Source organism: Ramlibacter ginsenosidimutans (genome assembly GCF_016654015.1).
Classification (GTDB): Bacteria; Pseudomonadota; Gammaproteobacteria; order Burkholderiales; family Burkholderiaceae_C; genus Ramlibacter; species Ramlibacter ginsenosidimutans.
In genome coordinates, this window is the sequence record NZ_JAEPWM010000003.1 from 36207 (window position 1) to 62995 (window position 26789).

24 protein-coding genes and 1 riboswitch are annotated in these 26789 nt (G+C 68.3%); of the genes, 14 read left to right on the forward strand and 10 right to left on the reverse strand.

Features of this window, described 5'->3' with window-relative positions:
* Positions 1-78 precede the first annotated feature (78 nt).
* From JJB11_RS09650 to oxc, 4 genes are read right to left on the reverse strand one after another with little or no spacing between them, the layout of a single operon-like run.
* Positions 79-1785: an NAD(P)H-dependent oxidoreductase subunit E gene (locus JJB11_RS09650; protein WP_201169319.1), complete on the reverse strand. Its 1707-nt coding sequence runs from the start codon at positions 1783-1785 to the stop codon at positions 79-81.
* A 10-nt stretch (positions 1786-1795) separates the two neighbouring features.
* Complete coding sequence (locus tag JJB11_RS09655; protein ID WP_201169321.1) at positions 1796-3940, reverse strand: acetate--CoA ligase family protein; 2145 nt, start codon at positions 3938-3940, stop codon at positions 1796-1798.
* Positions 3941-3992: 52 nt separating this feature from the next.
* A complete protein-coding gene (gene frc / locus JJB11_RS09660; protein ID WP_201169332.1) occupies positions 3993-5240 on the reverse strand; it encodes a formyl-CoA transferase in 1248 nt (415 codons plus the stop codon).
* A 32-nt stretch (positions 5241-5272) separates the two neighbouring features.
* Positions 5273-7003 (reverse strand): oxalyl-CoA decarboxylase, encoded by a 1731-nt coding sequence (gene oxc, locus JJB11_RS09665; RefSeq protein ID WP_201169334.1) that lies wholly within the window; start codon positions 7001-7003, stop codon positions 5273-5275.
* Between the two features lie 123 nt (positions 7004-7126).
* Between oxc and JJB11_RS09670 the strand changes: the two genes are divergently transcribed.
* The gene (locus JJB11_RS09670) at positions 7127-7735 is read left to right on the forward strand and encodes a Crp/Fnr family transcriptional regulator (protein ID WP_201169336.1); all 609 of its coding nucleotides are present in this window, start codon (positions 7127-7129) and stop codon (positions 7733-7735) included.
* 84 nt (positions 7736-7819) lie between these two features.
* On the opposite strand, the gene oxlT is transcribed toward JJB11_RS09670, so the two are convergent.
* Positions 7820-9112 carry an oxalate/formate MFS antiporter gene (gene oxlT, locus JJB11_RS09675; RefSeq protein WP_201170543.1) on the reverse strand — a complete coding sequence of 431 codons (1293 nt, stop codon included), beginning with the start codon at positions 9110-9112 and terminating at the stop codon, positions 7820-7822.
* A gap of 368 nt (positions 9113-9480) precedes the next feature.
* On the opposite strand from oxlT, the gene JJB11_RS26340 reads away from it, so the two are divergent.
* The 3 genes from JJB11_RS26340 to JJB11_RS09685 all read left to right on the forward strand — a co-directional run bounded on the left by JJB11_RS26340 (position 9481) and on the right by JJB11_RS09685 (position 11784).
* Positions 9481-9603 carry a hypothetical protein gene (locus JJB11_RS26340; RefSeq protein ID WP_277988805.1) on the forward strand — a complete coding sequence of 41 codons (123 nt, stop codon included), beginning with the start codon at positions 9481-9483 and terminating at the stop codon, positions 9601-9603.
* 157 nt (positions 9604-9760) lie between these two features.
* A complete protein-coding gene (locus JJB11_RS09680) occupies positions 9761-10000 on the forward strand; it encodes a hypothetical protein (protein WP_201169337.1) in 240 nt (79 codons plus the stop codon).
* Positions 10001-10125: 125 nt separating this feature from the next.
* Complete coding sequence (locus tag JJB11_RS09685) at positions 10126-11784, forward strand: phospholipase D family protein (protein WP_201964742.1); 1659 nt, start codon at positions 10126-10128, stop codon at positions 11782-11784.
* A 181-nt stretch (positions 11785-11965) separates the two neighbouring features.
* Here the strand turns inward: JJB11_RS09685 and JJB11_RS09690 are convergent, their stop codons facing one another.
* Complete coding sequence (locus JJB11_RS09690; RefSeq protein ID WP_201169341.1) at positions 11966-12175, reverse strand: hypothetical protein; 210 nt, start codon at positions 12173-12175, stop codon at positions 11966-11968.
* A gap of 107 nt (positions 12176-12282) precedes the next feature.
* Between JJB11_RS09690 and JJB11_RS09695 the strand changes: the two genes are divergently transcribed.
* Positions 12283-13251, forward strand: coding sequence for a LysR family transcriptional regulator (locus JJB11_RS09695; protein WP_201169349.1), 969 nt, complete (start codon positions 12283-12285; stop codon positions 13249-13251).
* Here JJB11_RS09695 and JJB11_RS26530 read toward each other — a convergent pair.
* The 4 genes from JJB11_RS26530 to zapB form a co-directional block, all read right to left on the reverse strand.
* On the reverse strand, positions 13211-14215 hold the full coding sequence (locus JJB11_RS26530) for a methionyl-tRNA formyltransferase (protein ID WP_340643146.1): 1005 nt from the start codon (positions 14213-14215) through the stop codon (positions 13211-13213). The genes JJB11_RS09695 and JJB11_RS26530 overlap by 41 nt on opposite strands.
* Positions 14197-15003 (reverse strand): sulfite exporter TauE/SafE family protein, encoded by an 807-nt coding sequence (locus JJB11_RS09705; RefSeq protein WP_201169350.1) that lies wholly within the window; start codon positions 15001-15003, stop codon positions 14197-14199. The genes JJB11_RS26530 and JJB11_RS09705 overlap by 19 nt, the downstream gene beginning before the upstream one ends.
* A gap of 1067 nt (positions 15004-16070) precedes the next feature.
* The gene (locus JJB11_RS09710) at positions 16071-16403 is read right to left on the reverse strand and encodes a cell division protein ZapA (RefSeq protein ID WP_201169352.1); all 333 of its coding nucleotides are present in this window, start codon (positions 16401-16403) and stop codon (positions 16071-16073) included.
* On the reverse strand, positions 16400-16612 hold the full coding sequence (gene zapB / locus JJB11_RS09715; protein ID WP_201169354.1) for a cell division protein ZapB: 213 nt from the start codon (positions 16610-16612) through the stop codon (positions 16400-16402). Before zapB ends, JJB11_RS09710 begins: the two co-directional genes overlap by 4 nt.
* Before the next feature lie 33 nt (positions 16613-16645).
* Positions 16646-16901, forward strand: a riboswitch (cobalamin riboswitch).
* 81 nt (positions 16902-16982) lie between these two features.
* Here zapB and JJB11_RS09720 point away from each other — a divergent pair.
* The 9 genes from JJB11_RS09720 (at position 16983) to JJB11_RS09760 (ending at position 26736) form a co-directional block, all read left to right on the forward strand.
* The gene (locus JJB11_RS09720; protein WP_201964744.1) at positions 16983-18905 is read left to right on the forward strand and encodes a TonB-dependent receptor domain-containing protein; all 1923 of its coding nucleotides are present in this window, start codon (positions 16983-16985) and stop codon (positions 18903-18905) included.
* A 10-nt stretch (positions 18906-18915) separates the two neighbouring features.
* Positions 18916-19725 carry a cobalamin-binding protein gene (locus JJB11_RS09725; protein ID WP_201169371.1) on the forward strand — a complete coding sequence of 270 codons (810 nt, stop codon included), beginning with the start codon at positions 18916-18918 and terminating at the stop codon, positions 19723-19725.
* Positions 19718-20590 carry an ABC transporter substrate-binding protein gene (locus JJB11_RS09730; protein ID WP_201169388.1) on the forward strand — a complete coding sequence of 291 codons (873 nt, stop codon included), beginning with the start codon at positions 19718-19720 and terminating at the stop codon, positions 20588-20590. Before JJB11_RS09725 ends, JJB11_RS09730 begins: the two co-directional genes overlap by 8 nt.
* The gene (locus JJB11_RS09735) at positions 20587-21573 is read left to right on the forward strand and encodes an iron chelate uptake ABC transporter family permease subunit (RefSeq protein ID WP_201964745.1); all 987 of its coding nucleotides are present in this window, start codon (positions 20587-20589) and stop codon (positions 21571-21573) included. Before JJB11_RS09730 ends, JJB11_RS09735 begins: the two co-directional genes overlap by 4 nt.
* Positions 21570-22349 (forward strand): ATP-binding cassette domain-containing protein, encoded by a 780-nt coding sequence (locus JJB11_RS09740; protein ID WP_201169391.1) that lies wholly within the window; start codon positions 21570-21572, stop codon positions 22347-22349. The genes JJB11_RS09735 and JJB11_RS09740 overlap by 4 nt, the downstream gene beginning before the upstream one ends.
* Positions 22346-23800, forward strand: a complete 1455-nt coding sequence (locus JJB11_RS09745) for a cobyric acid synthase (RefSeq protein ID WP_201169404.1) — start codon at positions 22346-22348, stop codon at positions 23798-23800. Before JJB11_RS09740 ends, JJB11_RS09745 begins: the two co-directional genes overlap by 4 nt.
* A gap of 135 nt (positions 23801-23935) precedes the next feature.
* Positions 23936-24373, forward strand: a complete 438-nt coding sequence (locus JJB11_RS09750; protein WP_201169407.1) for a universal stress protein — start codon at positions 23936-23938, stop codon at positions 24371-24373.
* Positions 24374-24383: 10 nt separating this feature from the next.
* Positions 24384-25058 (forward strand): class I SAM-dependent methyltransferase, encoded by a 675-nt coding sequence (locus JJB11_RS09755; protein ID WP_201169409.1) that lies wholly within the window; start codon positions 24384-24386, stop codon positions 25056-25058.
* Between the two features lie 43 nt (positions 25059-25101).
* Positions 25102-26736, forward strand: a complete 1635-nt coding sequence (locus tag JJB11_RS09760) for an alkaline phosphatase family protein (RefSeq protein WP_201169421.1) — start codon at positions 25102-25104, stop codon at positions 26734-26736.
* The last annotated feature ends 53 nt before the right edge of the window (positions 26737-26789 follow it).

Consider the following 26789-nt stretch of genomic DNA (forward strand, 5'->3'; position numbering starts at 1 on the left):
CACCGCCAGCCTACGAAGCCACCCGCGAACGGCGGTCTTCGTAGGCTGGCGGTGAGCGCAGCGAACCCCAGCAGTTTCTCACCCCAACTCGTGCGGGAAATACTTGATCACGGTGTCGAACGGGTTCGGCGCCGCCTGGCCCAGGCCGCAGATGGACGCATCGCGCATCACCTGCGACAGCTCGGCCAGCAACTGCAAATCCCACTTCGGCGCCTGCATGAGCGCATACGCCTTCGCGGTGCCGGAGCGGCAGGGCGTGCACTGGCCGCACGACTCGTCGCGGAAGAACTTCAGCGTGTTGCGCGCGGCCGCCGTGGCCGTGTCCTTGTCCGACAGCACCACCACCGCGGCCGACCCGATGAAGGAGCCGTAGGGCTGCAGCGTGTCGAAGTCCAGCGGGATGTCGTTCATCTTCGCCGGCAGGATGCCGCCCGAGGCGCCACCCGGCAGGTAGCCGTAGAACTTGTGCCCGTCGGCCATGCCGCCGCAGTACTCGTCGATCAGTTCCTGGATCGTGATGCCCGCGGGCGCGACCTTCACGCCCGGGTTCTTCACGCGGCCCGAGACCGAGAACGAACGCAGGCCCTTGCGGCCGTTCGCGCCTTGCGACGTGAACCACTCCGGACCGCGCTCCAGCAGCTCGCGCACCCAGAACAGCGTCTCGAAGTTGTGCTCCAGCGTCGGTCGCCCGAACAGGCCCACCTGCGCCACGTAGGGCGGCCGCAGGCGCGGCATGCCGCGCTTGCCTTCGATGGACTCGATCATCGCGGACTCTTCGCCGCAGATGTAGGCACCGGCCCCGCGGCGCAGCTCGATGTGGGGCAGGCCCTTGGACGGCGGGTCGGCCTTCAGCCGCGCCAGTTCCTGCTCCAGCATCGCGCGGCAGCCGTGGTACTCGTCGCGCAGGTAGATGTAGATGCCGGAGATGCCCACGGCCCACGCGGCGATCAGCATGCCTTCGAGGAAGCGGTGCGGGTCGCGCTCCAGGAACACGCGGTCCTTGAAGGTGCCGGGCTCGCCCTCGTCGATGTTCACCGCCATCAGGCGCGGCGCGGGCTCGTTGCGCACGATGCGCCACTTGCGCCCGGTCGGGAAGCCGGCGCCGCCCAGGCCGCGCAGGCCGGTGGCCTCGAGCGTGGTGATCACGGTGTCGGCATCGCGCTCGCCGGACAGGCATTGCTCCAGCAGCTTGTAGCCGCCCGCCGCACGGTACTGCGACAGGCCCATGTAGCCTTCGGGCTCGTGCTTCGTCGCGCCTTCCTTGACGCACTCGACCACCTTCTGGGCGGTCGCGCGCGGCACCGGCTTCTGGCCGACGACGGCGGCGGGCGCCTGTTCGCAGCGGCCGATGCACGGGGCAGGGATGACGCGCACTTCGCGTCCGAGCAGGGCGGGCAGCTTCTGCAGCAGCTGCTGCGCGCCCGCCATCTCGCAGGAGAGGCCGTCGCACACCCGCACGGTGAGTGCGGGCGGTGCGTCCTCGCCTTCCTTGACGATGTCGAAGTGGTGATAGAAGGAAGCCACTTCGTACACCTCGGCCTGGGCCAGGCGCATCTCCTGCGCCAGCGCGCTCAGGTGAGCGGCCGAGAGGTGGCCGAAGTGGTCCTGCAGCTTGTGCAGGTGCTCGATCAGCAAGTCGCTTTGGCGCGACGCGTCACCGAGCAGCTGCCGCACCTCGGCCAGCGCCTGGTCCGAGGGCTTGCGCCCCTTCGGACCCTGGCGCTTGCGCTCCCGGATGAGGGGAGACGCCGAGGCGATCGGGATGACGCGCTTGCCTGCGGACATCTTGCCCCGCTTACTTCAGCAGCCCCGCAGCGCGGGCCCACTTGTACTTGGCGCCGAGCACTTCCACCGGCAGTTCGGTGGAGTAGGCGTACGCCGGGATGCCGTTCTCGTACAGGTACTGGGCGGCTTCCTCGACTTCCACGTCGCCGGCGAGGGACGCCACGACCGGCTTGCTCTTGCCCTTGGCCTTCATCTCGTTGACGATCTGGACCATGTTCTTCGCGAACACCATGGGCGGCGTCACGATGGTGTGCCAGTAGCCCAGGATCAGCGCGTGGATGCGGTCGTCTTCCAGGCCCAGCTTCACCGTGTTCACGTACGTGATCGGGGGCTCGCCGCCGGTGATGTCCACCGGGTTGCCGGCCGCGCCGAACGGCGGGATGAACTTGCGGAAGGCCGCGTCCAGGTCGTCGGGCATCGGCTTGAGCAGCTTCAGGCCGTTGTCGACGCAGGCGTCGGACAGCAGCACGCCGGAGCCGCCCGCGCCGGTGATGATCACGACGTTCTCGCCCTTGGGCGTCGGCAGGATCGGCACGCCGCGCGACAGTTCCAGCATCTGGCGCAGGCTGTTGGCGCGGATCACGCCAGCGGAGCGCAGGATGTCGTCATAGATCTTGTCGGTGCCGGCGACGGCGCCGGTGTGCGACGCGGCAGCGGCGGCGCCCATCTCGGTGCGGCCGGCCTTCAGCACGATCACGGGCTTCTTCTTGGAGACGCGCTTGGCGACTTCCGCGAATGCACGGCCGTCCTTCAGGTCTTCGCAGTGCTGCGCGATCACCTTGGTGTTGTCGTCCTGTTCGAAGAAGAGGAGCAGGTCGTCTTCGTCGATGTCCGACTTGTTGCCCAGGCCCACGATCGCGGACACGCCCATCTTGGCGGAACGCGAGAAGCCGATGATGGCCATGCCGATGCCGCCGGACTGCGAGGACAGGGCCGTGGAGCCCTTGACGTCGTAGGCCGTGCAGAACGTCGCGCACAGGTTGGCGGGCGTGTAGTAGAAGCCGTAGATGTTCGGCCCCATCAGGCGGATGTTGTACTCGCGGCCGATGCGCTGCAGTTCTTCCTGGCCTTCGACGTTGCCGGTCTCGCCGAAGCCCGAGGGGATCAGCACCGCGCCGGCGATCTTCTTCTCGCCGCATTCCTTCAGCGCGCCGGCGACCAGCGCCGCGGGGATCGCGAACACCGCGGTGTCCACTTCGCCCGGGATGTCCTTGACGCTCTTGTACGCCTGCAGGCCCATCACCTCGCCGCCCTTGGGGGTGACGGGATAGATCTTGCCCTGGTAGCCGCCGTTGATGAGGTTCTTCATCACCGAGTTGCCGATCTTGCCGGCCTCGTTCGACGCACCGATCACCGCCACCGCCTTGGGCTTCATGATGCGGTTCATCGACGCCACGACGCTCTTCTCGTCGGGACGGAAGCGCGCTTCCTTCGGCTTGAAGTTCAGCACGATGCGCACGTCGGCAGCGATGGCGCCTTCGTCGGACGCGAACACGGGGTTCAGGTCCATCTCGGAGATCTCGGGGAAGTCGGAGACCAGCTGCGACACGCGCACGATCGTGTTCTGCAGGGCTTCACGGTTCACCGGCTTGGCGCCGCGCACGCCTTTGAGGATCTCGGCAGCCTGGATGCCATCGAGCATCGAGGCGGCGTCGTCCTGCGTGGCGGGGGCCAGGCGGAAGGTCACGTCCTTCAGCACTTCGACCAGCACGCCGCCCATGCCGAACGCGACCAGCTTGCCGAAGCTGTCATCGGTCATCGCGCCGATGATGGTTTCCTGGCCGCCCTTGATCATCTGCTGGATCTGCACGCCGACGATCTTCGCGTCCGCCTTGTACTTCTTGGCGTTCTTGATGATCTGCTCGTACGCGGTGGTGGCCTCGTCGGCGTTCTTCACGCCCACGATCACGCCGCCGGCTTCCGTCTTGTGCAGGATGTCCGGGGACACGATCTTCATCACGACCGGGAAGCCCATGGACGACGCCATCTTGGAAGCGTCCGCAGCGCTGGAGGCGACGCCTTCCTTGGGCACGTTGATGCCGTACGCGTCGCAGATCAGCTTGCCTTCGGGAGCGGTCAGCGAGTCGCGACCTTCCTTCTTCACCGCGTCGAGAATCTGGCGGACCTTCTGCTTGTCACCTTGGAAATTGGCCATGTGTGGCTCCTAAAAATTGATTCGTCTCTCTCGGGTCGGGGACTGCAGGCTCTCAGCAGACCTTGGCGGCTTTCAGTTCGGCGATCTGGTCCTTCGTGTAGCCCAGTTGCGCCAGCACTTCTTCCGTGTGCTCGCCCAGCAGCGGGGAGCGGGTGACTTCGGTGGGGCTGTCCGACAGCTTGATCGGGTTGCCCACGGACAGGTACTTGCCGCGCTTCGGGTGGTCGACCTCGACGACGGTGCCGGTGGCACGCAGCGCGGGCTCCTCGGCGATTTCCTTCATCGACAGGATCGGGCCGCAGGGAATGTCGTACTTGTTCAGGATGTCCATCGCCTCGAACTTCGTCTTGGTCTTGGTCCACTCCTCGATGCGCGCGAAGATCGACTTCAGGTGCGGCAGGCGGGCCTTCGGCGTGGCGTAGTTCGGGTCGGTGATCCAGTGCTCCTCGCCGATCACCTTGCAGATGGCCTCCCACACGGGCGCCTGCGTGATGAAGTAGATGTACGCGTTGGGGTCGGTCTGCCAGCCCTTGCACTTCAGGATCCAGCCCGGCTGGCCGCCGCCCGAGGCGTTGCCGGCGCGCGGCACGGCGTCGCCGAATTCGGTGTCGGGGTACTGCGGGTACTCCTCCAGCACGTGGCGGCGGTCCAGGCGCTGCTGGTCGCGCAGCTTCACGCGGCACAGGTTCAGCACGGCGTCCTGCATGGCGGCCAGGACCTTCTGGCCCTTGCCCGTCTTCTCGCGCTGGAACAGGGCGGTCACGATGCCCAGGGCCAGGTGCAAGCCGGTGCCGGAGTCGCCGATCTGCGCGCCGGTCACCAGCGGCGGGCCGTCGTCGAAGCCCGTCGTGGACGCGGCGCCGCCGGCGCACTGCGCGACGTTCTCGTAGACCTTGCAGTCCTCGTACGGGCCGGGGCCGAAGCCCTTGACCGACGCCATGATCATGCGCGGGTTGATCTGCTGGATGCGTTCCCAGCTGAAGCCCATGCGATCGAGCGCGCCGGGAGCGAAGTTCTCCACCAGCACGTCGCACTGCTTGATCAGCTCGATCAGCACTTCCTTGCCCTTGGGGTTCTTCGTGTCCAGGGTGATGGAGCGCTTGTTGTGGTTCAGCATGGTGAAGTACAGGCTGTCCACGTCGGGGATGTCGCGCAGCTGGCCGCGCGTCGCGTCGCCTTCACCGGCCTTTTCCACCTTGATCACGTCCGCGCCGAACCACGCCAGCAGTTGGGTGCAGGTCGGTCCCGATTGCACGTGCGTGAAGTCCAGGATCTTGACGCCGTCGAGTGCTTTTCCCATGTCTTTTCCTCTCGAGTCTTTGATTGCGGTGCTTACGCGGTCTTCTTCTTGGCCGCGGCGGGGTTCAGGCTGGTGATGCGGCCGGACTCGGTGCCGGCGCTCTCGTCGATCAGCGCGTTGATCAGCGTCGGCTTGCGGGAAGCGATGGCCTCCTTCAACGCGCGATCGAGTTCCTCGGGGTTCTTCGCCGTGACGCCGACGCCGCCGAAGGCTTGCATCATCAGGTCGTAGCGCGCGTTCTTCACGAACTGCGTGGGCGCCATCGCGTCACCGCGCGGGTTGACGTCCGTGCCCTTGTAGATGCCGTTGTTGTTCATCACGACGACGCACACGGGCAGGTTGTAACGGCAGATGGTTTCCACTTCCATGCCGCTGAAGCCGAAGGCGCTGTCGCCTTCCACGGCGATCACCTGTTCACCGGTGACCACGGCGGCGGCGACGGCGAAGCCCATGCCGATGCCCATGATGCCCCACGTGCCGACGTCGAGGCGGCGGCGCGGTTCGTACATGTCGACGATGGAGCGCGTGAAGTCGAGCGCGTTGGCGCCTTCGTTCACCAGGTAGGCCTTGGGGTTGGCCTTGACGGTGTTGCGGATGACGTTGAGCGCGCTGTGGAAGTTCATCACCGGCGGGTTCTTCGCCAGCGTCTCGGCCATCTTGGTGAGGTTCTTGTCCTTGCGCTCGGCGATCGCGCCGGTCCAGTCGGACGGCGGCTTGCTCCAGCCGGAGCCCATGGCCTGGTTGAACGCGGAGATGCACGAACCGATGTCGCCGATCACCGGGGCGGCGATCGCGACGTTGCTGTCAGCCTCGGTCGGCGAGATGTCGACCTGGATGAACTGCTGCTTGCCTGCGGCCTTGGAGCCTTCGGCGCCCCAGGTCTTGCCCTTGCCGTGCGACAGCAGCCAGTTCAGGCGCGCGCCCACCAGCATCACCACGTCGGCTTCGGCCAGCACGTACGAGCGCGCGGCGGAAGCGGACTGCGCGTGGTTGTCCGGCAGCAGGCCCTTGGCCATCGACATCGGCAGGTAGGGAATGCCGCTCTTCTCGATGAAGTTCTTGATCTCGGCGTCGGCTTGCGCGTAAGCCGCGCCCTTGCCCAGGATCACCAGCGGCTTCTTCGCGTTCTTCAGCAGGTCCACGGCGCGCTTGATGGCGTCGGGGGCGGGGATCTGCTTCGGCGCGGGGTCCACGACCTTGATCAGGGACTTCTTGCCCGCTTCCTTGTCCATGGTCTGCGCGAACAGCTTGGCCGGCAGGTCCAGGTACACGCCACCGGGGCGGCCCGACACGGCGGCGCGGATCGCACGCGCGATGCCCACGCCGATGTCTTCGGCGTGCAGCACGCGGAACGCAGCCTTGCACAACGGCTTGGCGATCGCGAGCTGGTCCATCTCCTCGTAGTCGCCCTGCTGCAGGTCGACGACCTCGCGCTCGCTGGAGCCGGAGATCAGGATCATCGGGAAGCAGTTCGTGGTGGCGTTCGCCACCGCGGTGAGCCCGTTCAGGAAGCCGGGGGCGGACACCGTGAAGCAGATGCCGGGCTTGCCCGTGATGAAGCCCGCGGCAGCAGCGGCGTTGCCGGCGTGCTGCTCGTGGCGAAAGGAGATCACCTTGAGACCGTCGGCTTGCGCCATGCGCAGGAAGTCGGTGATCGGGATGCCCGGAAGGGCAAAGATCGTGTCGATGTCGTTCAGCTTCAGTGCGTCGATGACGAGATGGAAGCCATCGGTCGTGTCGCGATCTTGCGTTTCGGTGCTCATGGTGCGTGGGTCCTCGATTGGAGTGGGAGAATGGTAGGAGTGACCTCCTGGAAACCTGCTTGACCGCAGTCAATTTTCAAAAAATTGCATGCGTACCAAGAGGAATCCCCTGATCCCCGCACCATGTCCTCGATCGAAAAGCATCCCGAACGCAACGTCATCCGCGTGCAGCTTGCCCACAACGTGGCGCTGAAGGCCATGACACCGGCCCAGATGGCGGAGCTGGAGCCCATGCTGGTGGTGGTGGATTGCCAGAAGGGCGAGGCGCTGCTGAACCAGGGCGTGCACGAGATGGAGCAGTACTTCATCCTCGAGGGCATCCTGAAGCGCGTGGTGAGCAACCAGGAGGCGAAGGAAATGATCCTGCGCTTCGCCGACGAGGGGCAGATGGAGACCAGCTATGCGGCGTGGCGGCTCGGCACGCCGGCGCCGTACAGCATCGTGTGCGTGACGCGCGCGCGCGTCGCCAAGCTGCCGCTGCGGGACTGGGTCCACTTCCTCGACCGCTACCCGAACATCAAGCAGGCGTTCGAGTACGAGGTGATGCACCACATGAGCGACATCATGGCGCACACCATCACGCTGCACCTGCTGGATGCGCCGGGCCGCGTGCGGCGTTTCCTGCGCAAGCATCCCGAGCTGGAAGAGCGCTTGCCGAAGAAGGAGCTCGCCTCGTACCTCAATCTCTCGGCCGAGACGCTCAGCCGGCTGAAGCAGCGCGGCAAGATCTGAGCCGCAGGGCGGGCAAAGGAAAAGGGACGCTTGCGCGTCCCTTCTGCTTTCCGGGGACGCTCGCGCGTCCCTTTCTCCAGGGGATCAGATGTTCGGGCTGCCGGCCGCGTTGGTGTGCTCGATCTGGCGCTTGCGCATCGGAGACAGCACCACCTTGGCCAGGATGCCGGCGACGATGGAGATCGCCGCAGCGAACAGGAACACGTTGTCCCAGTTGCCGCCCTTGGACAGCACCGCAGACAGCGGCACCAGCAGCGAGGCCGTGCCCTTGGCCGTGTACATCGTGCCGGCGTTCGCGGCCGCGTTCTTCACGCCGAAGGTGTCGGCGACCAGGGCCGGGAAGATCGAGTAGATCTCGCCCCAGAACAGGAACACCAGGGCTGCGAAGGTCATGAACAGCACGGGGTCGTGGCCCCACTTCATCAGGCCCAGCATGGCGAGGCCTTCACCGCAGAACACCAGCAGCATCGTGTTCTCGCGGCCGATGCGGTCGGAGATGAAGCCGCACAGCGGGCGGGTGAAGCCGTTGGCCAGGTTGTCGATCGTGAGCGTCAGCGTCAGCAGAGGCAGCGTGAAGCCCAGCATGGACATCGGCATCTTGGCGAAGCCGTAGTCCTTGGCAATCGGGCCGATCTGCGCGGTAGCCATCAGGCCGCCGGCGGCCACGGCCACGAACAGGATGTACGTCAGCCAGAAGGTCGGCGTCTTCATCATCTGGCCGACGTTGTAGTCGACCTTCGTGGTGACGATGCGCGGAGCGGGCATCACGCCCTTGAGCAGCGTCGGCTTCGTCAGGAACAGGGCGCACGCGAAGATCACCACGCCTTGCAGGATGCCGAAGAAGAAGAAGGTCTGCTGGTAGCCCGAGCTCGCGATCATGCTGGCAATCGGGATCACCGTCAGGGCCGAGCCGGCGCCGAAGCCGGCGGCCGTGATGCCGGCGGCGAGGCCGCGCTTGTCCGGGAACCACTTCAGCGCGTTGCCGACGCAAGTGCCGTACACGGCGCCTGCGCCCAGGCCGGCGATCACGGCTGCAGCGTACAGCTCGGGGAGAGTGGTTGCGTACGAGTTCATCACCCAGGCCAGGCCGGCCAGGATGGCGCCGCCTGCGACGACCGGGCGCGGGCCGAACTTGTCGACCAGCCAGCCTTCGACGGGCACCAGCCAGGTCTCGACCACGACGAAGATGGAGAAGGCCAGCTGCACCGAGGTCAGCCCCCAGTGGTTCTTCTGCTCCATGGGGCTGACGAACAGCGTCCAGCCGTACTGCAGGTTGGCGATCATCGCCATGCACACGATGCCCAGGACCAGTTGGCCCCAACGATAGGCATTCGAGCGTTCGGTGGTGCCTGCCGCACTCCCGATGGGGGCGCCCATTGGCGCCATTGCGTCCACTGACTTGTTCATCCGGTCTGTCTCCTGTTCCTGGTCTGGCGCCGTACTACAACATCCCGACGCCTCGGTGCGGTGAAGTGAAGTGTTTGCACGAATATGTCGGGTGGATCATTCTGAGACGCCGGGGTTTCGCGCAAACTTGACCGCGGTCATGAAATCGGGTTTCCCCTAGGGACGCTGCCGTCGAGGAGAAAGGGCTCGAATGACGCTCGCGGATGGGCCACTTCACTGCAGAATCTGCCCGATCGCAGAGCCTCGCTTATGGTCACGATAAGAAAACGGAATGGTGTCACCTAGGGATAACCCGTAGAATTGCTGCAGTCGCACAATTTTGAAACCCGGAGAAAACCATGACCGAAATGACCCTGCGCCGCACCGGCGCCGCCACCGAAACCGGCCTCGCGCAACTGCTGAAGGAACTCTTCAGCGCCACGCCGTTGGGCCTCGTGCTCGCCGCGCTGCGCGCGCGCTGAGTTGACTCAGCACGAAGAAGGGGCCGCGCAAGCGGCCCTTTCGTTTTGTGCGCGGCATGCGGACGGAGTTCGAACCAGACCGGTGTAGTCACGGCTTTTCGGCATGTCCCGATGTTTCCACCAGGATCATCTTCTGGGCATCGACGCTGACGCGGACATGGACGCTGTGGTGGATGGCGTGATGACCTGGTTCATCAGAGACGAAGCCGACAAGCATGCGACGATCGCACTGCATGCAGCCGGGGGCGTTACGCACGTGTACTTCGAGGGCGAGTATCCCTTGATGGTCATGAAGTCGGCGAGCGACCAGCCTGACGCACCGAAAGGAAGATTCCTCAAGTCGGCCAGCTACCAGGACACGGTGTTCCCGCCGCTGGATCCGGCAGCCAAGACCTGAGCGAACCTATGGAGCCCCAAGGCTCGTTGTCTGTCCAATAGCGTACATCCTGTCTCTTTATGGAGCAGCCGGATTGACGCCATCCAGCTCTGCTAAGCTGATTCCAGTCAATGCAAGCTCTTTCCATGATTCATCGTCTGACGTTCTCCGTGGTTTTTGCGGCGCTAGTTGTCTGTGGCCTGGCAAGCGGTTGTACCGACATGCCAAATCAGGGCCCCCGCACAGCGTCATACGCATTGGCGGCGCCCGGTGAAACGCAGATGGGTCGTCTGGTGCAATCACGACGTGTTGCGGCACGAACCCACAACGACTCCGGCTTCCGATTGCTTGACACCGCCGACGGTGCGTTCGCAGCTCGTGTCGCCCTGGCCGAAGCGGCACAGAGCACCCTGGACCTGCAGTATTACGCGATCCACGCGGATGGCAGCACCGAGGTGCTGCTTGAAACGGTGCGTAGGGCTGCGCGTAGGGGCGTGCGCGTGCGCATCCTGCTGGACGACTTCAACACGACGGGCGCCAACGCTCAGGTTCTGCGCCTGGCCTTCGAGCCTGGCGTCGAAATGCGTCTGTTCAACCCCTTGGCCGGCTCGCGAGCCTCGCTGGCCGGGCGAATCTTCACCTCCTTGTACGATGTGGAGCGGATCCAGAAGCGCATGCACAACAAGCTGTTCATCGCTGACGACACATGGGGCATCGCCGGCGGCCGCAACCTCGGTGACGCGTACTTCGGCGCAGGCGAGGCCAGCAACTTTGTCGACATGGACGTACTGGCCGCCGGCCGCGTCGTGCAGGACATGTCCGCCAGCTTCGACCGCTACTGGAACGATCCACTGGCCTATCAGGTCCAGACCCTGCTGTCGAAAGAGGACATCGAACACCTGCGCAAGAAGCCCGCTGAGCAGGCAAGATCAAGCGACGCTCCACCCATGGCGGCCGTGGCCCCTGCAGGCTCTCCCGGCAATGCCATGGTGCTTCCCGCGGTCACCGAGGCCGAATTCGCTTCCGCCGAGCGGAGCCCCACGGACCTCAATGGCGTGAGCCTGGCGTGGGCGCCGTCGCTGTTGCTGGTTGATGCACCTGGCAAAATCGGTCCGGGCGACGACGAAGCCGACGCCGGTGAAACGGTGGTGGACGGATTGCTGGGCCTCATGCAAAAAGCGTCTGGCGATGTCCTCATCGTCTCTCCTTACTTCGTGCCCGGCGCCCCGATGATGAAGGTGTTCGCCGATCTGCGTGCGCGCGGTGTGAAAGTCCGTGTGCTGACGAATTCGCTGGCCTCCAATGACGCCCCGGCCGCCCATGCGGGCTACCGCCGTTATCGCCACGCCCTGCTCGCCATGGGTGTGGAACTGCACGAGATGCGATCGGCCGGTCGTTCCAACAGCGGGGACCGCAGGCGGGGCATCCGACCCTGGTTGGGCAGCGGAATCGGGGGCTCCGCCGGCGGCGCATCCCTTGCCAGCCTGCACTCCAAGATGGTGATCATCGACCGCAAGCTGTCGGCCATCGGGTCCATGAACCTCGACCTGCGCTCGGAGCGCAAGAACAGCGAAGTCGCCTTGCTGATTCGCAGCCCGGCGCTCGCCGCTGAAGCGACCATGCTGATCGAGGGCACGTTCGTCCACAACGCGTACACACTCGAGCAGGACGCGCACGGCACCTTGCTGTGGCGCGCGCCACCCGGCGCAACCTACGGCGATGAAACCAGCGAACCCGCAGCCAGCATGATGCTCAAGTTGCTGGTGGACGCGCTGTCACCCTTCGCGCCGGACGCAATGCTCTGAGCGCCTTTCGAGAACCTCCTGAGACCCGTCGGTTCTGACCGATGGAACTCAAGCAGCGAAGCTGGAGCCGCACCCGCAGGTGTGAACCGCATTGGGGTTCTGGAGGATGCGGTGTTTTCGATGCAACAGCTCGAGAATGCCGTGCGTGCGTGCGCTATGTTGCGCGCGCGCTTTCGAATGCTCAGCGCTGCGTCGCAGCGCGCGGGCGCGTCGCCTCGACCGCGGCGATCAGGAAGTCCGCATCGTAGGCGCGCAGCAGGTGCGGACGCTCCTTCTCGAGCCAGGCGCGCAGGCCTTCGCGGCCGCTGCCGATGGCCGCCGCGTCCCAGTCGCGGCAGAAGTCGAGTTGCTCGTCCGCCGTGTAGGTGGGGGTGGTGTATTGCTGCGCCATGGCCGTCTCCTTCGTGTGCTGTGGACGGACTCTAGGCGCCGGGAACGATCAATGATAGTGAAAGTATTTGATCGTCCTCATTAGGTGCAGATTATGATCGCTGCCTCATGAAGAACGCCACCCTGCGCCAGCTGAAGGTCTTCGAGGCCGTCGCGCGGCACCGCAGCTTCTCGCGCGCGGCCGAGGAGCTGCACCTCACCCAGCCCGCCGTGTCGACCCAGGTCAGCAAGCTCGAGGACCACGCGGGACTGCCGCTGTTCGAGCAACTGGGCAAGAAGATTCACCTCACGGCCGCCGGCGAGCAGATGCTGCAGTCCAGCCGCGAGATCATCCAGAAGTTCCAGGAAGCCGAAGAGGCGATGGCGCAGTTCAAGGGCGTGTCGGGCGGACGCCTGAACGTCTCCGTGATCAGCGCCGGCGACTACTTCTTTCCGCGGCTGCTCGTCGAGTTCGCACAGCGCCACGAAGGCGTGACGCTCAACTTCGACGTGGTCAATCGCGAGGAGCTGCTCGCCCAGATGCGCGAGAACCGCACCGACCTCGCGGTCATGGTGCGGCCGCCGGAGGACGAGGACACCATGGCCGAGCCCTTCGCGCCGCACCCCTACGTGATCGTGTCCGCGCCCAGCCACCCGCTCGCCGGCACGCCGCGCATTCCGGTCACGCGCATCGTGCGCGAGCCCTTCGTCGTGCGCGAAAAGGGCTCCGACACCTGGCACTCGCTGGTGCAGGGCTTCGGCAAGAACCTGCAGGACCTGAACATCGCGATGGAGATCCGCAGCACCGAGACCATCAAGCAGGCGGTGATCGCCGGCATGGGCGTGAGCTTCCTGTCCGCGCACACCGTGAGCCGCGAGCTCCAGGCGGGCAGCCTCACCGTGCTCGACGTGCAGGGCTTTCCGCTGATGCTGAACTGGTACGTGGTGCATCGGCGCGCGAAGCGGCTGCCGCCGGTGGCGCAGGCGTTCAAGAATTTCCTGATGGCCGACGGCGCCGACCTGATCGACCAGGCCCTCGGCGTGAAGAAGAAGCCCGCTACGCGGGCCGCACCCACGAGCGCCAGGCGTCCGAAATAGGCCACCCGCGCTGGCGCGCGAAGTCGCCGGCGCCCATCTTGCCGCCGCCTTCGGGCCGCAGCTTGAGGAGCTCGATCAGTCCGCCCTGCGCCCAGACCACGATGGAGTTTTCGCTCACGCCGGCGACGTCGCCGGGCTTGTGACCGCGGGAGACGAAGCGGCCCACCACGTGCTTGCGGCAGTCGTACACGCGCACCTTCACGCCATCGAGCATCATCCACGCGCCCGGCGCCGGATTGCACGCGCGGATCAGGTTGTAGATCGTGTCGACGTGCCCGGGCCAGTGGATCTCCGCCTCTTCGTCGTGCAGCCAGCCTTCGTAGGTCGCGAGCGTTTCGTCCTGCGGCTGCTCGCGATGCCGACCCGCGAGCACCGAGTCGGTGGCTTCCAGCAGGGCCTCGACACCGAGCGGGAAGAGCTTCTTGAAGTAGACGTCGCCGAGCGTGTCGTCGGGCGCGATGGTGCACTTCTTCTGCAGGACCACAGGGCCTTCGTCGAGGCCGTCGGTGGGCCGGAAGATCGTCACGCCGGTCTCGCGCGCGCCGAGCGCGATCGGCCAGCTGATCGACGACGGGCCGCGGTGCCGCGGCAGCAGGGAAGGGTGGTACTGGATTGTGCCGTGCTTCGGGATGTTCACGAAGGACTGCGGCGCGAACTGCAGCACGTACGCCATGATGCCGATGTCGGCCTGCAGCGAGCGCATGGCGGCTTCGGCCTCGGCGCTGCGCAGGCTCGGGAAGCTGAACACCCGCAGGCCGCGCTCCTGCGCGTCGGCCTTGAGCACATCGGGCTTCGCGCCGGGTTTGTCGGGGCTGCAGAACACGCCGGCGACCGTGTCGCCGCGGGCGAGGAAGGCCTCGAGGACGGCTTTGCCGAAGTCCTGCTGGCCGATGAAGGCGATGCGCGCGATCTCAGTTCTCCTTGGGCGTTGGTCCGCGGTGAAGCCTAGCGGAGGAGGAAGTATGCCGCGAGCCCGTAGAGGAGCAGGGCAAACAGCTTGCGCATCGGCGCCAGCGGCAGCCGGTGCGCCGTGCGCGCGCCGACCGGGGCCATGAGCATGCTGGCCAGCGAGATCACGACGAGGCCCGGCAGGTACAGGTAGCCGATGGAGCCCGGAGGCATCTGCGGCAGCGCGCGCCCGGCCCAGATGTAGCCGATGGTGCCGGCCAGCGCGATGGGAAAGCCCAGCGCGGCCGACGTGCCGACGGCGTCGTGGATGCGCACGTTGCACCAGGTCATGAACGGCACGGACACGAAGGCGCCGCCGGCGCCCACCAGCGCGGACAGGCCGCCGATCACGCCGCCCACGCTGAAGGTCGCGAGCGGGCCCGGCAGCGAGCGGCTCGGCTTGGGCTTGCGACCGAGCAGCATCTGCGTCGCCGAGAACGCCACGAAGATACCGAAGAACATGCCCAGCCACTTCGCCGGCAGGGCATGCGCCACCTGCGCGCCCAGCAGCGAGCCGACCAGGATGCCGGGCGCGAGCACCTTGACCACCGGCCACAGCACGGCATCGCGCTGGTGATGCGCACGCACCGACGACAGCGACGTGAACGCGATGGTCGCGAGCGAAGTCGCCACCGCCATCTTCACGGTGTACTGCGCGGGGTAGTTGCGGTGCGCGAGGATCAGCGTGAGGAACGGCACCATGATCATGCCGCCGCCGATCCCGAGCAGGCCGGCGAGGAAGCCGGTGCAGGTGCCGATCAGGGCGAGTTCGAAGACGAGCTGCGGGTCCAGGACGGACATCATTGTTCTTGTGGAATCCGACGCGCGGTGCGCACGCACGCATTGTCGCCGGAACAAGCGCACAGTTCAGCTACGTGCGCGAATGTCAAGTCCGGAATCCTTGCATGGCTTCACACCTGATTTGCGCCACGCGCCGTTTTTGCGTCCTAGAATGGTCTCCGTCTGCAGTGTGTATCGGGCTTTATATTTCCTTGAACCAATGCTCATTGAGCAAGGGCTTGGAACATCGCCCGGTGAGCGTGAACATCTCGCGTCAGATGATCCCAACGCCGGTGCTGACCTCGCCCACCTGAACCCCGGTTCAGGATGCGGTCCGGTGCCACTCGCAGACGCCTATTGCGACGGGCTGCCTTCGGGCAGCCCGTTTTCTTTTTTGTGTCGGGTTCGCAGGCTGGTCCTCGTACGCTGGTCTTCGTAGGCTGGCGGGCGCACAGCGCCTGGAAGGTGAGCGACAGCGAACCCCAGCAAAGCGGCGCGTCGTGATCGCTCTCTGCTGCGGGAACGCACCATGCAGTGCGCACCGCGAACGCCGGTGCCCGTCGCGCCAAGTGGCGTGCGGTGCAGACCCGCTGGGCATCGGTCGGCGGCTGCGCGCGCCGACGCCCCTGGAAGCCGGTCCGGGCGGCGTCGCGCGGCACAACTCGCAGAGAGTTTGCCCGCTGGTCGCGGACAAACTCTCTGCTCGAACAAGTGCCGCGGTAGCATGAAACGTACGCGCGGCTCGATACGCTGCGCTCTCGTAGCCGTGCTCCGCCGCCCGGACCGGCTTCCAGGCGATGCCCCTGATGCGGGCCTGCACCGCACGCCACCTGCCGCGACGATGGGCAGTGGGGCCCCTGCGGGCAAGAAGCCATGGACGCCGATGCCGCAACGGGATGGCGTTTGTAGGCTGGTGGTGAGCGAAGCGAACCCCAGCGATCCAGCGTGGCGCAGCAAGCTGGGGTTCGCCTGCGGCTCACCGCCAGCCTACGAATGCCGGCGGCATCAGCGCGAGATTCGAAGGAAGGACGTTCGCCGAGCCGGCCGCCTCGCGCCAGAGGCCGAGGGCCCACCGGCCCATTCACCCCCGCTCAAATCAAGCGGCCGTCATCCCCGAGTGCCTTGTCGAGCCGCACCATCAGCTGTGCAAGCCGCACGTCGTCGCCGAGGTTCCGGATGCCGGTGAGCGTTGCATCTGCCTTGGCGGCCTGCACCTGCTGCGTCGCCTGGCGCTCGGTGTCGAACGCGAGGTTCAGCGCGGCGAGCACGGCGATGCGATCGCGGGCCTTCACCTTGCCCGCGTCGCGGATGCGGCACATGGCGGTGTCGACCTTCTCGACGGCCTCGAGCAGGCGCTGCTCACCGCCGGGCGGGCAGCCGAGCAGGTAGCTCTGGCCCATGATCTGGACTTCGAGCTGCTTCATGCGGGCGTGTTGAGGTCAGGCAGTCGTTCGAGCAGGGCGTCGACGCGCGCACGCGCCGCCGACAGGCGCGACTTCAGCGAGTCGCGCTCCTGCGTGAGCAGCTCCACCTGCTGCGAGAGCAGCGCGTTCGTGCGCTGCAGCTCCTCGTAGCGAACGAGCAGGCGCTCGACGCGTTCGACGAGGGGGTCGATGGGAGAGCCGCTGGCCATGCGCGAATTGTAGGGAGTTGTACAAGCCCCCGGCTTTAGAATGCGCACGTTGGTGCTCGCGGTGTGGTTCGCATGCCGCAGTTCAACGGGAAGCAGGGAGCCGATGCACGACGTGCAGAGGCCAACCTGCGCTGCCCCCGCAACGGTAAGCGGAGGCGCGCGCGGCGCGAGCCGGGCGTGCCACGTCCACCCTCGACAGGCCACTGGGACGCTCGACACAAGCGCACCTGGGAAGGCCGGTGGACGTCCTTCCGCCAGCCCGGATACCGGCCAACAAGGGGGTCGTGCGCCCTGCGCGCGACCGGATGGCCCAATGCTGGCGGGGAAGCCGGCGCGGGTACTTCGCTTCTCGAGTTCCATGAAAAGAAACGTGCAAACCCCGCGAGCGCGCGCCTGCCTGCTGGCCGCCATCGCATCGCTTTCCACCACCCCGCTGCTCGCACAGCAGACCTTGCCGGAGACGCACGTCACGGCGACGCGCTTTTCCGAGCCCGCCTCGACGCTGCCGCTGGGCGTGAGCGTCATCACCGCCGACCAGATCCGCGCCTCGGGCGCCACGACGGTGAACGACGCCATCGTGCGGCTGCTGGGCGTGCCCGGCCGGCAGGACCTGTTCAACGGCGGCGACACCGGCATCGACCTGCGCGGCTTCGGCACCACCGCCGACCAGAACCAGGTGGTGGTCCTCGACGGCATCCGCCTGAGCGAAAGCGACCTGAGTTCGCCGCGCCTCGCAGGCATTCCGATCGAGTCGATCGAAAGCATCGAGGTGCTGCGCGGCAGCGGCGCCGTGCTGTACGGCGAGGGGGCCACCGGCGGGGTGATCGTCATCACCACCAAGGCCGGTGCGGGCAAGCAGCGCGCGAGCGGCGCGACTGTGTACGCCGCGGGCGGCAGCGACGGCCTGGCCGACGTGCGCGCGAGCGGCACGGCGGCGACGGCCAATGGCTTCGTGCTCGACGCAAACGCGCAGCAGCGCCGCACCGACGGCTGGCGCCACAACTCGGCCTCGAAGAGCGACGGCGGCTCCTTGACCGGCCAGTGGTCCAACGGCTGGTTGCGCCTGGGCGCAAGCGCCGCGCAGGACCATCTAGCCGCCCGCCTGCCCGGTGCGCTCACGGCCGACCAGTACGCGGCGGATCCGAAGCAGACGACCACGCCCAACGACCACGTGAGCATCCGCAATGACCGCGCGGCGCTGTTCGCGCAGGCGGACGTGGGCCAGTGGCAGCTCGCCTTCGACGCGGCGCAGCGCCAGAAGGAGCTGCGCAGCATCAACTTCGGTGTCTTTCCGTTCGACTACGACGTCGATGCGCACAACTACGCGCTGCGCGCGCGCCAGCAGCAGAAGATCGGTCGCGTCGACAACATCCTGGTGCTGGGGGCGGACCGCAACGAATGGGCGCGCACCAGCGTCACCAACAGCTCGGACGCGAGCCAGGACGCGGATGCGCTGTACGTGAAGGACGATGTCGTCTACGCCACCGGCACGCGCCTGTCGCTCGGCGCGCGCACGGAGAAGATCCACAAGGAGGGCGGCGGCCTCACCTTGAACGACCGGCAGGACGCCTGGGAGCTGGGCCTGAGCCACCCCGTCGCCACGGACTGGACGGCGTGGTTCCGCGTCGGCCGCAGCTACCGCTTGCCCACCGCCGACGAGTTCAACTTCACCCGCGACGGCGAGATGCTGCGGCCGCAGACCTCCAACGATGCCGAAGTCGGCGCCCGCTGGACCTACGCGGCCGGCAAGCTCGAGGCGCGCCTGTACGAGAGCCACCTCACCGACGAGATCGGCTTCGATCCGGACGTGCCGACGACCTTCGGACAGGGCGCCAACGTCAACTTCGACCCGACCCGCCGCGAAGGCGTGGAGGTCGACTGGAACCACGCGCTCACCAGCAGCCTCGGGCTGGCCGTGCACGGCGCCGTCCGGCGCGCGACCTTCCGCTCCGGCCCCCACGAGGGCAAGGACGTGCCGCTCGTGCCGCGCGAGACGCTGGCCGTGCGCGCCGACTGGGTGCCCGCGGCGGGCCATCGCATCAACGCGGGCGTGAACTGGGTATCGTCGCAGCATCCCGACTTCGACAATGCCTGCCGGATGCCCTCGTACGTCACCGCCGATGCGCGCTATGCCTGGCAGTTCCTGCGCAACGCGGAGCTGGCCCTGGGCGTGACCAACCTGTTCGACCAGAGGTTCTACACGCAGGCCTTCGGCTGCGTCGGCGGGCAGACCACGTCCATCTACCCGGAGCCGCGGCGCCAGTTCACGGCCTCGGTGCGCGTGCAGTTCTAGGAGCCGCCGCATGATCGCCATTCCGCGCGGACCCCGCCGCATCGTGTGCCTCACTGAGGAAACGACGGAATGGCTGTACCTGCTGGGCGAGCAGGACCGCATCGTCGGCATCTCCGGCTACACCGTGCGGCCGCGCCGCGCCCGCGAGGAGAAGCCGAAGGTGAGCGCCTTCCTCAGCGCGAAGATAGACAAGATCCTCGCGCTGCGGCCGGACTGCGTGTTCGGCTTCTCCGACCTGCAGGCGGACATCGCGGCGCAGCTGGTGAAGCAGGGCGTGCAGGTCACCATCTTCAACCAGCGCAGCGTGGAAGAGATCTTCTCCATGCTGTACCAGGTGGCCGCGATGGTCGGGCGCGCCGAGGCGGGCCTCCAGCTGCTCGAAGGCATGCGCGCGCGCCTGCTCGCGATCGAGGCCGCCGGCCGCGCGCTGCCGCGCCGGCCGCGCGTGTTCTTCGAGGAGTGGGACGAGCCGCACATCAGCGCGATCCGCTGGGTCTCCGAGCTGGTGGGCATCGCCGGAGGCGACGACATCTTCCCCGAGCTCGCGCTGCAGTCGCTGGGCAAGGACCGCATCGTCGCCGACGGCGCGGAGATCGTGCGCCGAAACCCCGACATCGTGATCGGCTCCTGGTGCGGCAAGAAGTTCCGCCCCGAGAAGGTCGCCGCGCGCGCCGGCTGGGACCAGGTGAACGCGGTGCGCGAGGGCCAGCTCTTCGAGATCAAGTCGGCCGACATCCTGCAGCCCGGACCCGCGGCCCTCACCGACGGCGTCGAGCAACTGCACCGGATCGTGCTGGACTGGAGCCGCACCCATGCGTGAGCTGCTGGCGGCGCTGCTGTGCGCGTTGCTGCTGCCGGCGCACGCCGTGACCGTGCGCGACGACCTGGGCAAGTCGGTGAGTTTCGCCCGGCCACCACAGCGCATCGTTTCCCTGCTGCCATCGCTGAGCGAATCGGTCTGCGCGCTGGACGCGTGCGCCCGGCTGGTCGCAGTCGACGACTACTCCAACTTTCCGGAAGCGGTCCGCCACCTGCCGCATGTGGGCGGCATCGAGGATGCGCGGGTGGAAAGCATCGTGGCGCTGAAACCCGACCTGGTGCTGGCGCCGACCTCGTCGCGCGCACTGCCGCGGCTGGAGGCGCTGGGCCTGAAGGTGGTCGCACTGGAGCCGCGCACGCTGGCGGATGTGCGCCGGGTCTTGTTGCTGCTGGGGCCCGTGCTGGCGGCGCGTGACGGCACCCAGGCCTGGCAGGCGATCGAAGCGGAGCTGGCGCAGGTGGCGCACAGCCTGCCGCCCGCGCAGCGCGGCGCGCGCGTGTATTTCGAGGTGAGCAGTGCGCCCTACGCGGCCAGCGAAGCCTCCTTCATCGGCGAACTGCTGGCGCGCATCGGCGTGCGCAACGTGGTGCCGGCGGCGCTGGGTCCGTTCCCGCGGCTCAATCCGGAATTCGTGGTGCGCGCCGATCCCGACGTCGTCATGCTGGCGGAAGACGAGGCGAACGCGCCGCTGGCGACGCGTCCCGGCTGGCAATCGCTGCGCGCCATCCGCGCGGGCCGGGTCTGCCGGTTCACGCGCGCGCAGGCCGACGTGCTGGTGCGTGCGGGTCCCCGGATGGCCGAGGGCGCCCGGCTGATGGTGCAGTGCCTCGCGGGCGGCTGGCGCGATGGGGGCGCGCCCAGGTGAACGGCACGCGTCCTCCCGCCACGGTCGCGGCCTGGCTCGTCATCGCGAGCGCGGGCCTGCTGTTGCTGGGCGTTGCCGTCGGCAGCCTGGGCTGGGAGCCGCTCGCGGATCCCACGGGCGCTGGCCTGTCCATCCTGTGGGACATCCGCTTGCCGCGCACCGTCGGCGCGTGGACCGCGGGCGCGCTGCTGGGACTGGCCGGCGCCGTCGCGCAGGGGCTGTTCCGCAATCCGCTCGCCGATCCCTATCTCCTGGGCAGCTCCACGGGCGCCGCGTTCGGCGTCGCCTTGCTGCTGCTGGCGCTGGGCGCCGCACCGGAGCTCGCCGCCGGCTGGGGCGTGCGACTCGGGCTCACCGGCGCGGCCTTCCTCGGCGCATCGGCGGCAGTGGCGGTGACGCTGGCGCTGGCGCGCGGCGTGCAGCAGACCGCGCGCCTGCTGCTCGCAGGGGTGATCGTCGGCATGGTGTTCGGCGCCTTCGCCGCCTTCGCGATCTTCCTGGCGCCCGAGCTCCTGCGCAGCATGCAGGCGTTCCTGCTCGGGACGACCAGCTTCCTCGGCTGGCCTTCGGCGCTCGTGCTCGCGCTGGCGCTGGCCGTGAGCGCCGCCGCCGGCATCGCGTGCAGCCGCGCGCTCGACGCACTGGCGCTGGGCGAGACGACGGCGGCGAGCCTGGGCGTGGCGCTCGGGCCGATGCGCCTGCTGCTGGTCGCCGTCATGGCGCTGGCCACCGGCGCAGCCGTCGCGCACGTGGGCCTGGTCGCCTTCATCGGCCTGATGGCGCCGCACCTGGTGCGGGCGCTGTGCAAGCCGACGCACCGCTGGCTGCTGCCGCTCTCCGCGCTCGCCGGCGGCGTGCTGCTGCTGGCGGCCGACGTGCTCGCCCGCTGGCTGCTCGCGCCGCGCGAACTGCCCGTGGGCGTGCTGACGGCGGTGCTGGGCGGCGGCTACCTGCTGGCCTTGATGCAGAGGAGGGCGCGGTGAGCGCAGCCGCGTTCGAGACGCGCGACCTGCGCGTGGCGCTCGCGGGACGCGAGGTGCTGCACGGTATCGCGTTGGACCTGCCGGCCGGCCGCTGGACTGCGGTGGCCGGCCCGAACGGCGCGGGCAAGACCACGCTGCTGAAGGCCCTCGCGTGCCTGCTGCCGGCCAGCGGCGAGCTGCGCCTGCTCGGACGCGCCAGCGCCTCCTGGTCCGCGCGCGAACGGGCGCGCGCGCTGGCCTGGCTGGGGCAGGCCGAGTCCGGCGCCGAGGACCTGCTGGCGCACGACGTCGTGCGCCTGGGCCGGCTGCCGCACCAGGGCTGGCTGGGCGGCGGTGACGCGGACGACGAACAGGCCGTGCGCGAGGCGATGGAGGAGACCCAGAGCTGGAGCTGGCGCGACCGCCCGCTGGGCAGCCTGTCGGGCGGCGAACGCCAGCGCGTGCTGCTGGCGCGCGCGCTGGCCGTGCGCGCGCCCGTGCTGCTGATGGACGAGCCGCTGTCGCACCTGGACCCGCCGCACCAGGCCGACTGGCTCGCCATCGTGCGCCGCCACGTGGCCCGCGGCGGCACGGCGGTGAGCGTGCTGCACGAGATCGGCCTCGCGCTGCAGGCCGACGACCTGCTGTTGCTGCGCCAGGGGCGGGTGGCGCATCATGGCCCCTGTTCGGATCCGTGCACGCATCGCGCCGTCGAGGCGGTGTTCGACCAGCGGCTGCGCGTGCATGCAGTGGCGGGGCGCTGGGTGGCGCTGCCGCGCGAGGAGGGCGACGCATGAAGGCGAGCTGCGTGATGGTGCTGGGCACGCACAGCGGCGCGGGCAAGAGCTGGCTGGCCACCGCGCTGTGCCGCTGGTATGCGCGCATGGGCCTGCGCGTCGCGCCGTTCAAGGCCCAGAACATGAGCAACAACGCCCGCGTGGTGCCCGCCCCCGGCGGCGCGCTGGGCGAGATCGGCAGCGCACAGTACTTCCAGGCGCTCGCCGCGCGTGCCGAGCCCGACGTGCGCATCAACCCGGTGCTGCTCAAGCCCGAGCACGACACGCACAGCCAGGTCGTCGTGCTGGGCGAGGTGGACGCCGCGCTCACCGCCATGCCCTGGCGGGAGCGCAGCGCCCACGTGTGGCCGCGCGTGCAGGCGGCGCTCGACGCCCTGCGGGAAGAGAACGACGTGGTCGTCATCGAAGGCGCGGGCTCGCCGGCCGAGATCAACCTGCGCGACAGCGACTACGTGAACCTGCGCGTGGCGCTGCACACGCAGGCGCGCTGCCTGCTCGTGAGCGACATCGACCGCGGCGGCGCGTTCGCGCACCTCTACGGAACCTGGTCGCTGCTGGAGCCGGCCGAGCGCGCGCTGCTGCACGGCTTCGTGCTGAACAAGTTCCGTGGGGATGCGGCCCTGCTCGACCCCGCACCGCAGGAACTCGAACGGCTCACGGGCGTCCCCACGGTGGCCACCTTGCCGATGGTGTGGCACCACGGCCTGCCGGAGGAAGACGGCGTCTTCGAGCAACGCACGGGCGGCGCGGGCGACGCGCACACCACGATCGCGATCGTCGCCTATCCGCGCATCAGCAACCTCGACGAGTTCCAGCCCCTGGCCGCCGTGCCGGGCGTGCGCCTGCGGTGGGTGCGCACGCCTGCGGCGCTGGACGGCGCCGACTGGGTCGTGCTGCCGGGATCGAAGAACACGACGGCCGACCTGCAGTGGCTGCGCGCGCAGGGGCTCGCCCCCGCGATCGCGCGCTTCGCGCAGCAGGGCGGCCGCGTCCTCGGCATCTGCGGCGGGCTGCAGATGCTGGGCGAGGCCTTGATCGATCCGCGGGAGCTCGCGGGCAACCAGCCGGGCCTCGGGCTGCTTCCCCTGGTCACGCAGTTCGCCGAGCACAAGACGGTCCAACGCACCACGGCGTGCTTCGAGCCCCTGGCCGGTGCATGGCGGGCGCTCTCCGGCATCCAGGTGCAGGGCTACGAGATCCATACAGGCGTCACGGCGCAGCACGCCGGGATGGCGCAGGGGCGGATCGCGCTGGCGGGCGGGCTGGGCTGGCAGGACGAGCGCGGCAACGTGCTGGGCGTGTACCTCCATGGGCTGTTCGAGCAGCCGCAGGTGCTGCAGGCCTTGTTCGGAGCCGGCGTGCCCACGCTGGAGGCCGTGTTCGACCGGCTCGCCGATGTCGTGGACCGGCACTTCGAGACCGGCGTGCTGCCCTCGCTGATCGCGTGCTGACCGCGCACTTGTCTTGCAGGCAAATGCAAATCCGTAAGGGTTTGAACGTAGCCGGGCACATTGCCCAAGTCCGCGCCCGCAGTCCATACTAGGCCAGCCGGGGCACGGGGCCACGGCATGTCCTTGGGGGCTGCCATGTACAAGAAGATTCTGCTTGCGTACGACGGCTCGGATGCCGGCCAGAAAGCGTTGCTCGACTGCCGGGACGTCGCTCAATGGGGCCAGTCCGAGCTGCACCTGGTGGCCGTGATGCCGTCGGCCATGAGCTTCGTCGGGCTCGAGGGCGGCGTGTACGACGTCGAACTGGAAGAGCGCGAGAAACGCAAGTACCGCGCGGTGCTCGACGACGGCCTCAAGCGCCTGAGCGAATGCGGCCACATCGCCCGCGGCGAGGTGGTGACGGGCGAGGCGATCGACGAGATCGTCAAGTACGCGCGCCAGATCAACGCCGACCTGATCGTCGTCGGCCACAAGCACCTGGACAGCTGGGCCGCGCGCTGGTGGCGCGGTTCCATCTCGGGCGCCCTGATCGAGCACGCGCCCTGCAGCGTGCTGGTCGTCATCACCCAGTAGCGGTGCGGCCATGGCCTTTCCCTCCGGCCCGCACCGGAGGCCCGATGCCTCCCTGTCGGTCGCGAAGTACCGGCTGCGGGCGGCGCGGTACGACCTGGAGCTGCTGCCCTTCGAGCCGGTGCGCACCGAGGCCATCGCCGTGCTCGACCCGCGGCCGGGCGAGACGGTGCTGGACGTCGGCTGCGGCACGGGCCTGAGCTTCGGGCCGCTGCTGCGGCGCCTGGGGCCGCAAGGCCGTGTCGTGGGCATCGAGCCATCGCCCGAGATGCTGGAGCTCGCGCGCCAGCGCGTCGCCGTGCATGGATGGCGGGGCGTGACGCTGCTGCAGGCCGGCGCGGCCGAGGCGCCCCTGGAGGGCCTGGCGGACGCGGCGATGTTCCACTTCACCCACGACGTCCTGCGGGACCCGCAGGCACTGGACCACGTCCTCGCGCACCTGCGGCCCGGCGGCCGGGTCGTGGCCGCGGGGCTGCAGTGGGCGGCGCCCTGGATGCTGCCGGCCAACCTGTTCGTGCTGGGTGCCGCGCTCTATTCCGTCACCTCCATGGAAGGCCTGGAGCAGCCCTGGACCCTGCTGGCCAAGCGCGTCCAGGGGCTGCAGGTGCGCACGCGCGGCTTCGGCGGGATCTACATCGCCAGCGGGCGTATCGCGGAGCATGCGCCGCGGCCGCACGGGGCGGGCTGAGCCGGCGGCCACGCTGGCGCCGTGCCTGCGTTAGGCTCGCGGCATGAACCGGATCGCGCTCCTGCGCCGCGCCGCGCTGGCGCTGTGCCTCGCGTTCGCCTGCATTGCGGCCCTGGCCGCGGCGCCGCGCCCGCGCCTGGTCGTGCTGTTCGTGGTGGATGGCTTGCCGCAGTGGCAGGTGCAGGCTTATCGCGACCAGCTGGCGCCCGACGGGCTGGCGCGCTTCCTCGACCACGGGGCGTCATTCGAGCAGGCGTACTTCGACGATGCGTACACGGTGACTGGCGCCGGCCACGCGACCTTACTCACCGGCGCCTATGCCCACCGCACCGGCGTCATCGGCAACGAATGGCTGGACCGCCGCACCGGCCAGGCGGTGTACTGCACCGGCGACGCGTCCGAGCAGTACATCGGCCATGCGACGCAGGCCCTGGACGGCACCAGCCCGCGCAACCTGAAGGTGGAGTCGCTGGGCGACGTCCTGCGGCGCAGCGACCCGCGCGCGCACGTGATCGCGGTTTCGGGCAAGGATCGCGGCGCCATCCTGCCCGCGGGCCGCAGCGGGACGGCCTACATGTACATGGCGGACGATGGCAGCTTCGCCTCGACCACCTATTACATGCGTGCGCATCCCGCGTGGGTGGAGGCCTTCAACCGCGCGCGTCGGGCCGATCGCTATTTCCACACGCAGTGGCAGCCGCTCCTGCCAGCCGCCGCGTACAGCCGCTCGCTGCCCGACGACCAGCCCTGGTTCGGTCCGCGTGGCGGCCACCTCCCCATGGCGCTGGGCAACGCGGCGGACGAGAAGCCGGGTGCGGCCTTCTACGGCTCGCTGCTGGCCAGCCCGTTCGCCGATGCGTTGACGCTGGACTTCGCCCGTGCCGCCGTCGCGGGCGAACACCTCGGCGCCGACGCCGTGCCCGACCTGCTGGCGATCAGCCTCTCGGGTCACGACTACGTCAACCACACCTGGAGCGCCGAGTCGCGCCTGTCGCAGGACCACCTGCTGCAACTCGATCGGCTGCTGCAGTCCTTCTTCCACGACCTCGACCGCAGCGTCGGTCGCGATCGCTACCTGGCGGTGCTCACGGCCGACCACGGATTCATGCCCAACCCCGAGGCCTTGCAGGCCCGGGGCATCGCGGCGGGACGGATTTCGGGACACCAGTTGCGCGCCGCGGTGAACGAGGCGCTCGAGCAGGAGTTCCATGCCCCCCGGCTGGTGTCCGGCCTGTCCGCTTCGGCGCTCGTGCTGAACCGGGCGGAAATCGCAGCCCGCGGCCTGGCCTTCGACCGCGTGGCGGTGGCGGCACGGGCTGCTCTGCTCGCGCAACCGCACCTGCTGGCCGCCTACACCCGCGCCGAGTTGCTGGCCGGCAGCCGTGCCGGTGCGCCGTTCTTCGCGGCGATGCGCAACAGCTGGCATCCCGAGGTCTCGGGCGACGTCCAGTTCGTCACCGAACCGTACTGGATGTTCGGCGCGGCCGTGGCCACGCACGGTTCCCCGCACGAGTACGACACGCACGTGCCGCTGCTCTGGTGGGGACCGGCGTGGGTGCGGCCGGGCGTGCGCCCCGAGCGCGTGGCCATCACCGACCTGGCGCCGACGCTGGCCAGGCTGCTGCGCATTGCGCCGCCTGCGGCCAGCGAAGGGCGCCCGCTGGAGCTGGCGCCCTGACGGATGTCGCAGAATGCGTGAACTTCACACAAGCGCAACATGCGGCTTACGGC

Bases quoted from the DNA above. Each gene is read 5' to 3' on its own strand.
- JJB11_RS09655 (WP_201169321.1), bottom strand. From the start codon at position 3,940: ATGGCCAATTTCCAAGGTGACAAGCAGAAGGTCCGCCAGATTCTCGAC.
- JJB11_RS09705 (WP_201169350.1), bottom strand. From the start codon at position 15,003: ATGATGTCCGTCCTGGACCCGCAGCTCGTCTTCGAACTCGCCCTGATC.
- JJB11_RS09755 (WP_201169409.1), top strand. From the start codon at position 24,384: ATGGCCTTTCCCTCCGGCCCGCACCGGAGGCCCGATGCCTCCCTGTCG.
- JJB11_RS09725 (WP_201169371.1), top strand. From the start codon at position 18,916: ATGATCGCCATTCCGCGCGGACCCCGCCGCATCGTGTGCCTCACTGAG.
- frc (WP_201169332.1), bottom strand. From the start codon at position 5,240: ATGGGAAAAGCACTCGACGGCGTCAAGATCCTGGACTTCACGCACGTG.
- JJB11_RS09680 (WP_201169337.1), top strand. From the start codon at position 9,761: ATGGACGCTGTGGTGGATGGCGTGATGACCTGGTTCATCAGAGACGAA.
- JJB11_RS09650 (WP_201169319.1), bottom strand. From the start codon at position 1,785: ATGTCCGCAGGCAAGCGCGTCATCCCGATCGCCTCGGCGTCTCCCCTC.
- JJB11_RS09690 (WP_201169341.1), bottom strand. From the start codon at position 12,175: ATGGCGCAGCAATACACCACCCCCACCTACACGGCGGACGAGCAACTC.
- oxc (WP_201169334.1), bottom strand. From the start codon at position 7,003: ATGAGCACCGAAACGCAAGATCGCGACACGACCGATGGCTTCCATCTC.
- JJB11_RS09670 (WP_201169336.1), top strand. From the start codon at position 7,127: ATGTCCTCGATCGAAAAGCATCCCGAACGCAACGTCATCCGCGTGCAG.
- zapB (WP_201169354.1), bottom strand. From the start codon at position 16,612: ATGGCCAGCGGCTCTCCCATCGACCCCCTCGTCGAACGCGTCGAGCGC.
- JJB11_RS09745 (WP_201169404.1), top strand. From the start codon at position 22,346: ATGAAGGCGAGCTGCGTGATGGTGCTGGGCACGCACAGCGGCGCGGGC.
- oxlT (WP_201170543.1), bottom strand. From the start codon at position 9,112: ATGGGCGCCCCCATCGGGAGTGCGGCAGGCACCACCGAACGCTCGAAT.
- JJB11_RS26340 (WP_277988805.1), top strand. From the start codon at position 9,481: ATGACCGAAATGACCCTGCGCCGCACCGGCGCCGCCACCGAAACCGGC.
- JJB11_RS09710 (WP_201169352.1), bottom strand. From the start codon at position 16,403: ATGAAGCAGCTCGAAGTCCAGATCATGGGCCAGAGCTACCTGCTCGGC.
- JJB11_RS09760 (WP_201169421.1), top strand. From the start codon at position 25,102: ATGAACCGGATCGCGCTCCTGCGCCGCGCCGCGCTGGCGCTGTGCCTC.
- JJB11_RS09695 (WP_201169349.1), top strand. From the start codon at position 12,283: ATGAAGAACGCCACCCTGCGCCAGCTGAAGGTCTTCGAGGCCGTCGCG.
- JJB11_RS09730 (WP_201169388.1), top strand. From the start codon at position 19,718: ATGCGTGAGCTGCTGGCGGCGCTGCTGTGCGCGTTGCTGCTGCCGGCG.
- JJB11_RS09685 (WP_201964742.1), top strand. From the start codon at position 10,126: ATGATTCATCGTCTGACGTTCTCCGTGGTTTTTGCGGCGCTAGTTGTC.
- JJB11_RS09750 (WP_201169407.1), top strand. From the start codon at position 23,936: ATGTACAAGAAGATTCTGCTTGCGTACGACGGCTCGGATGCCGGCCAG.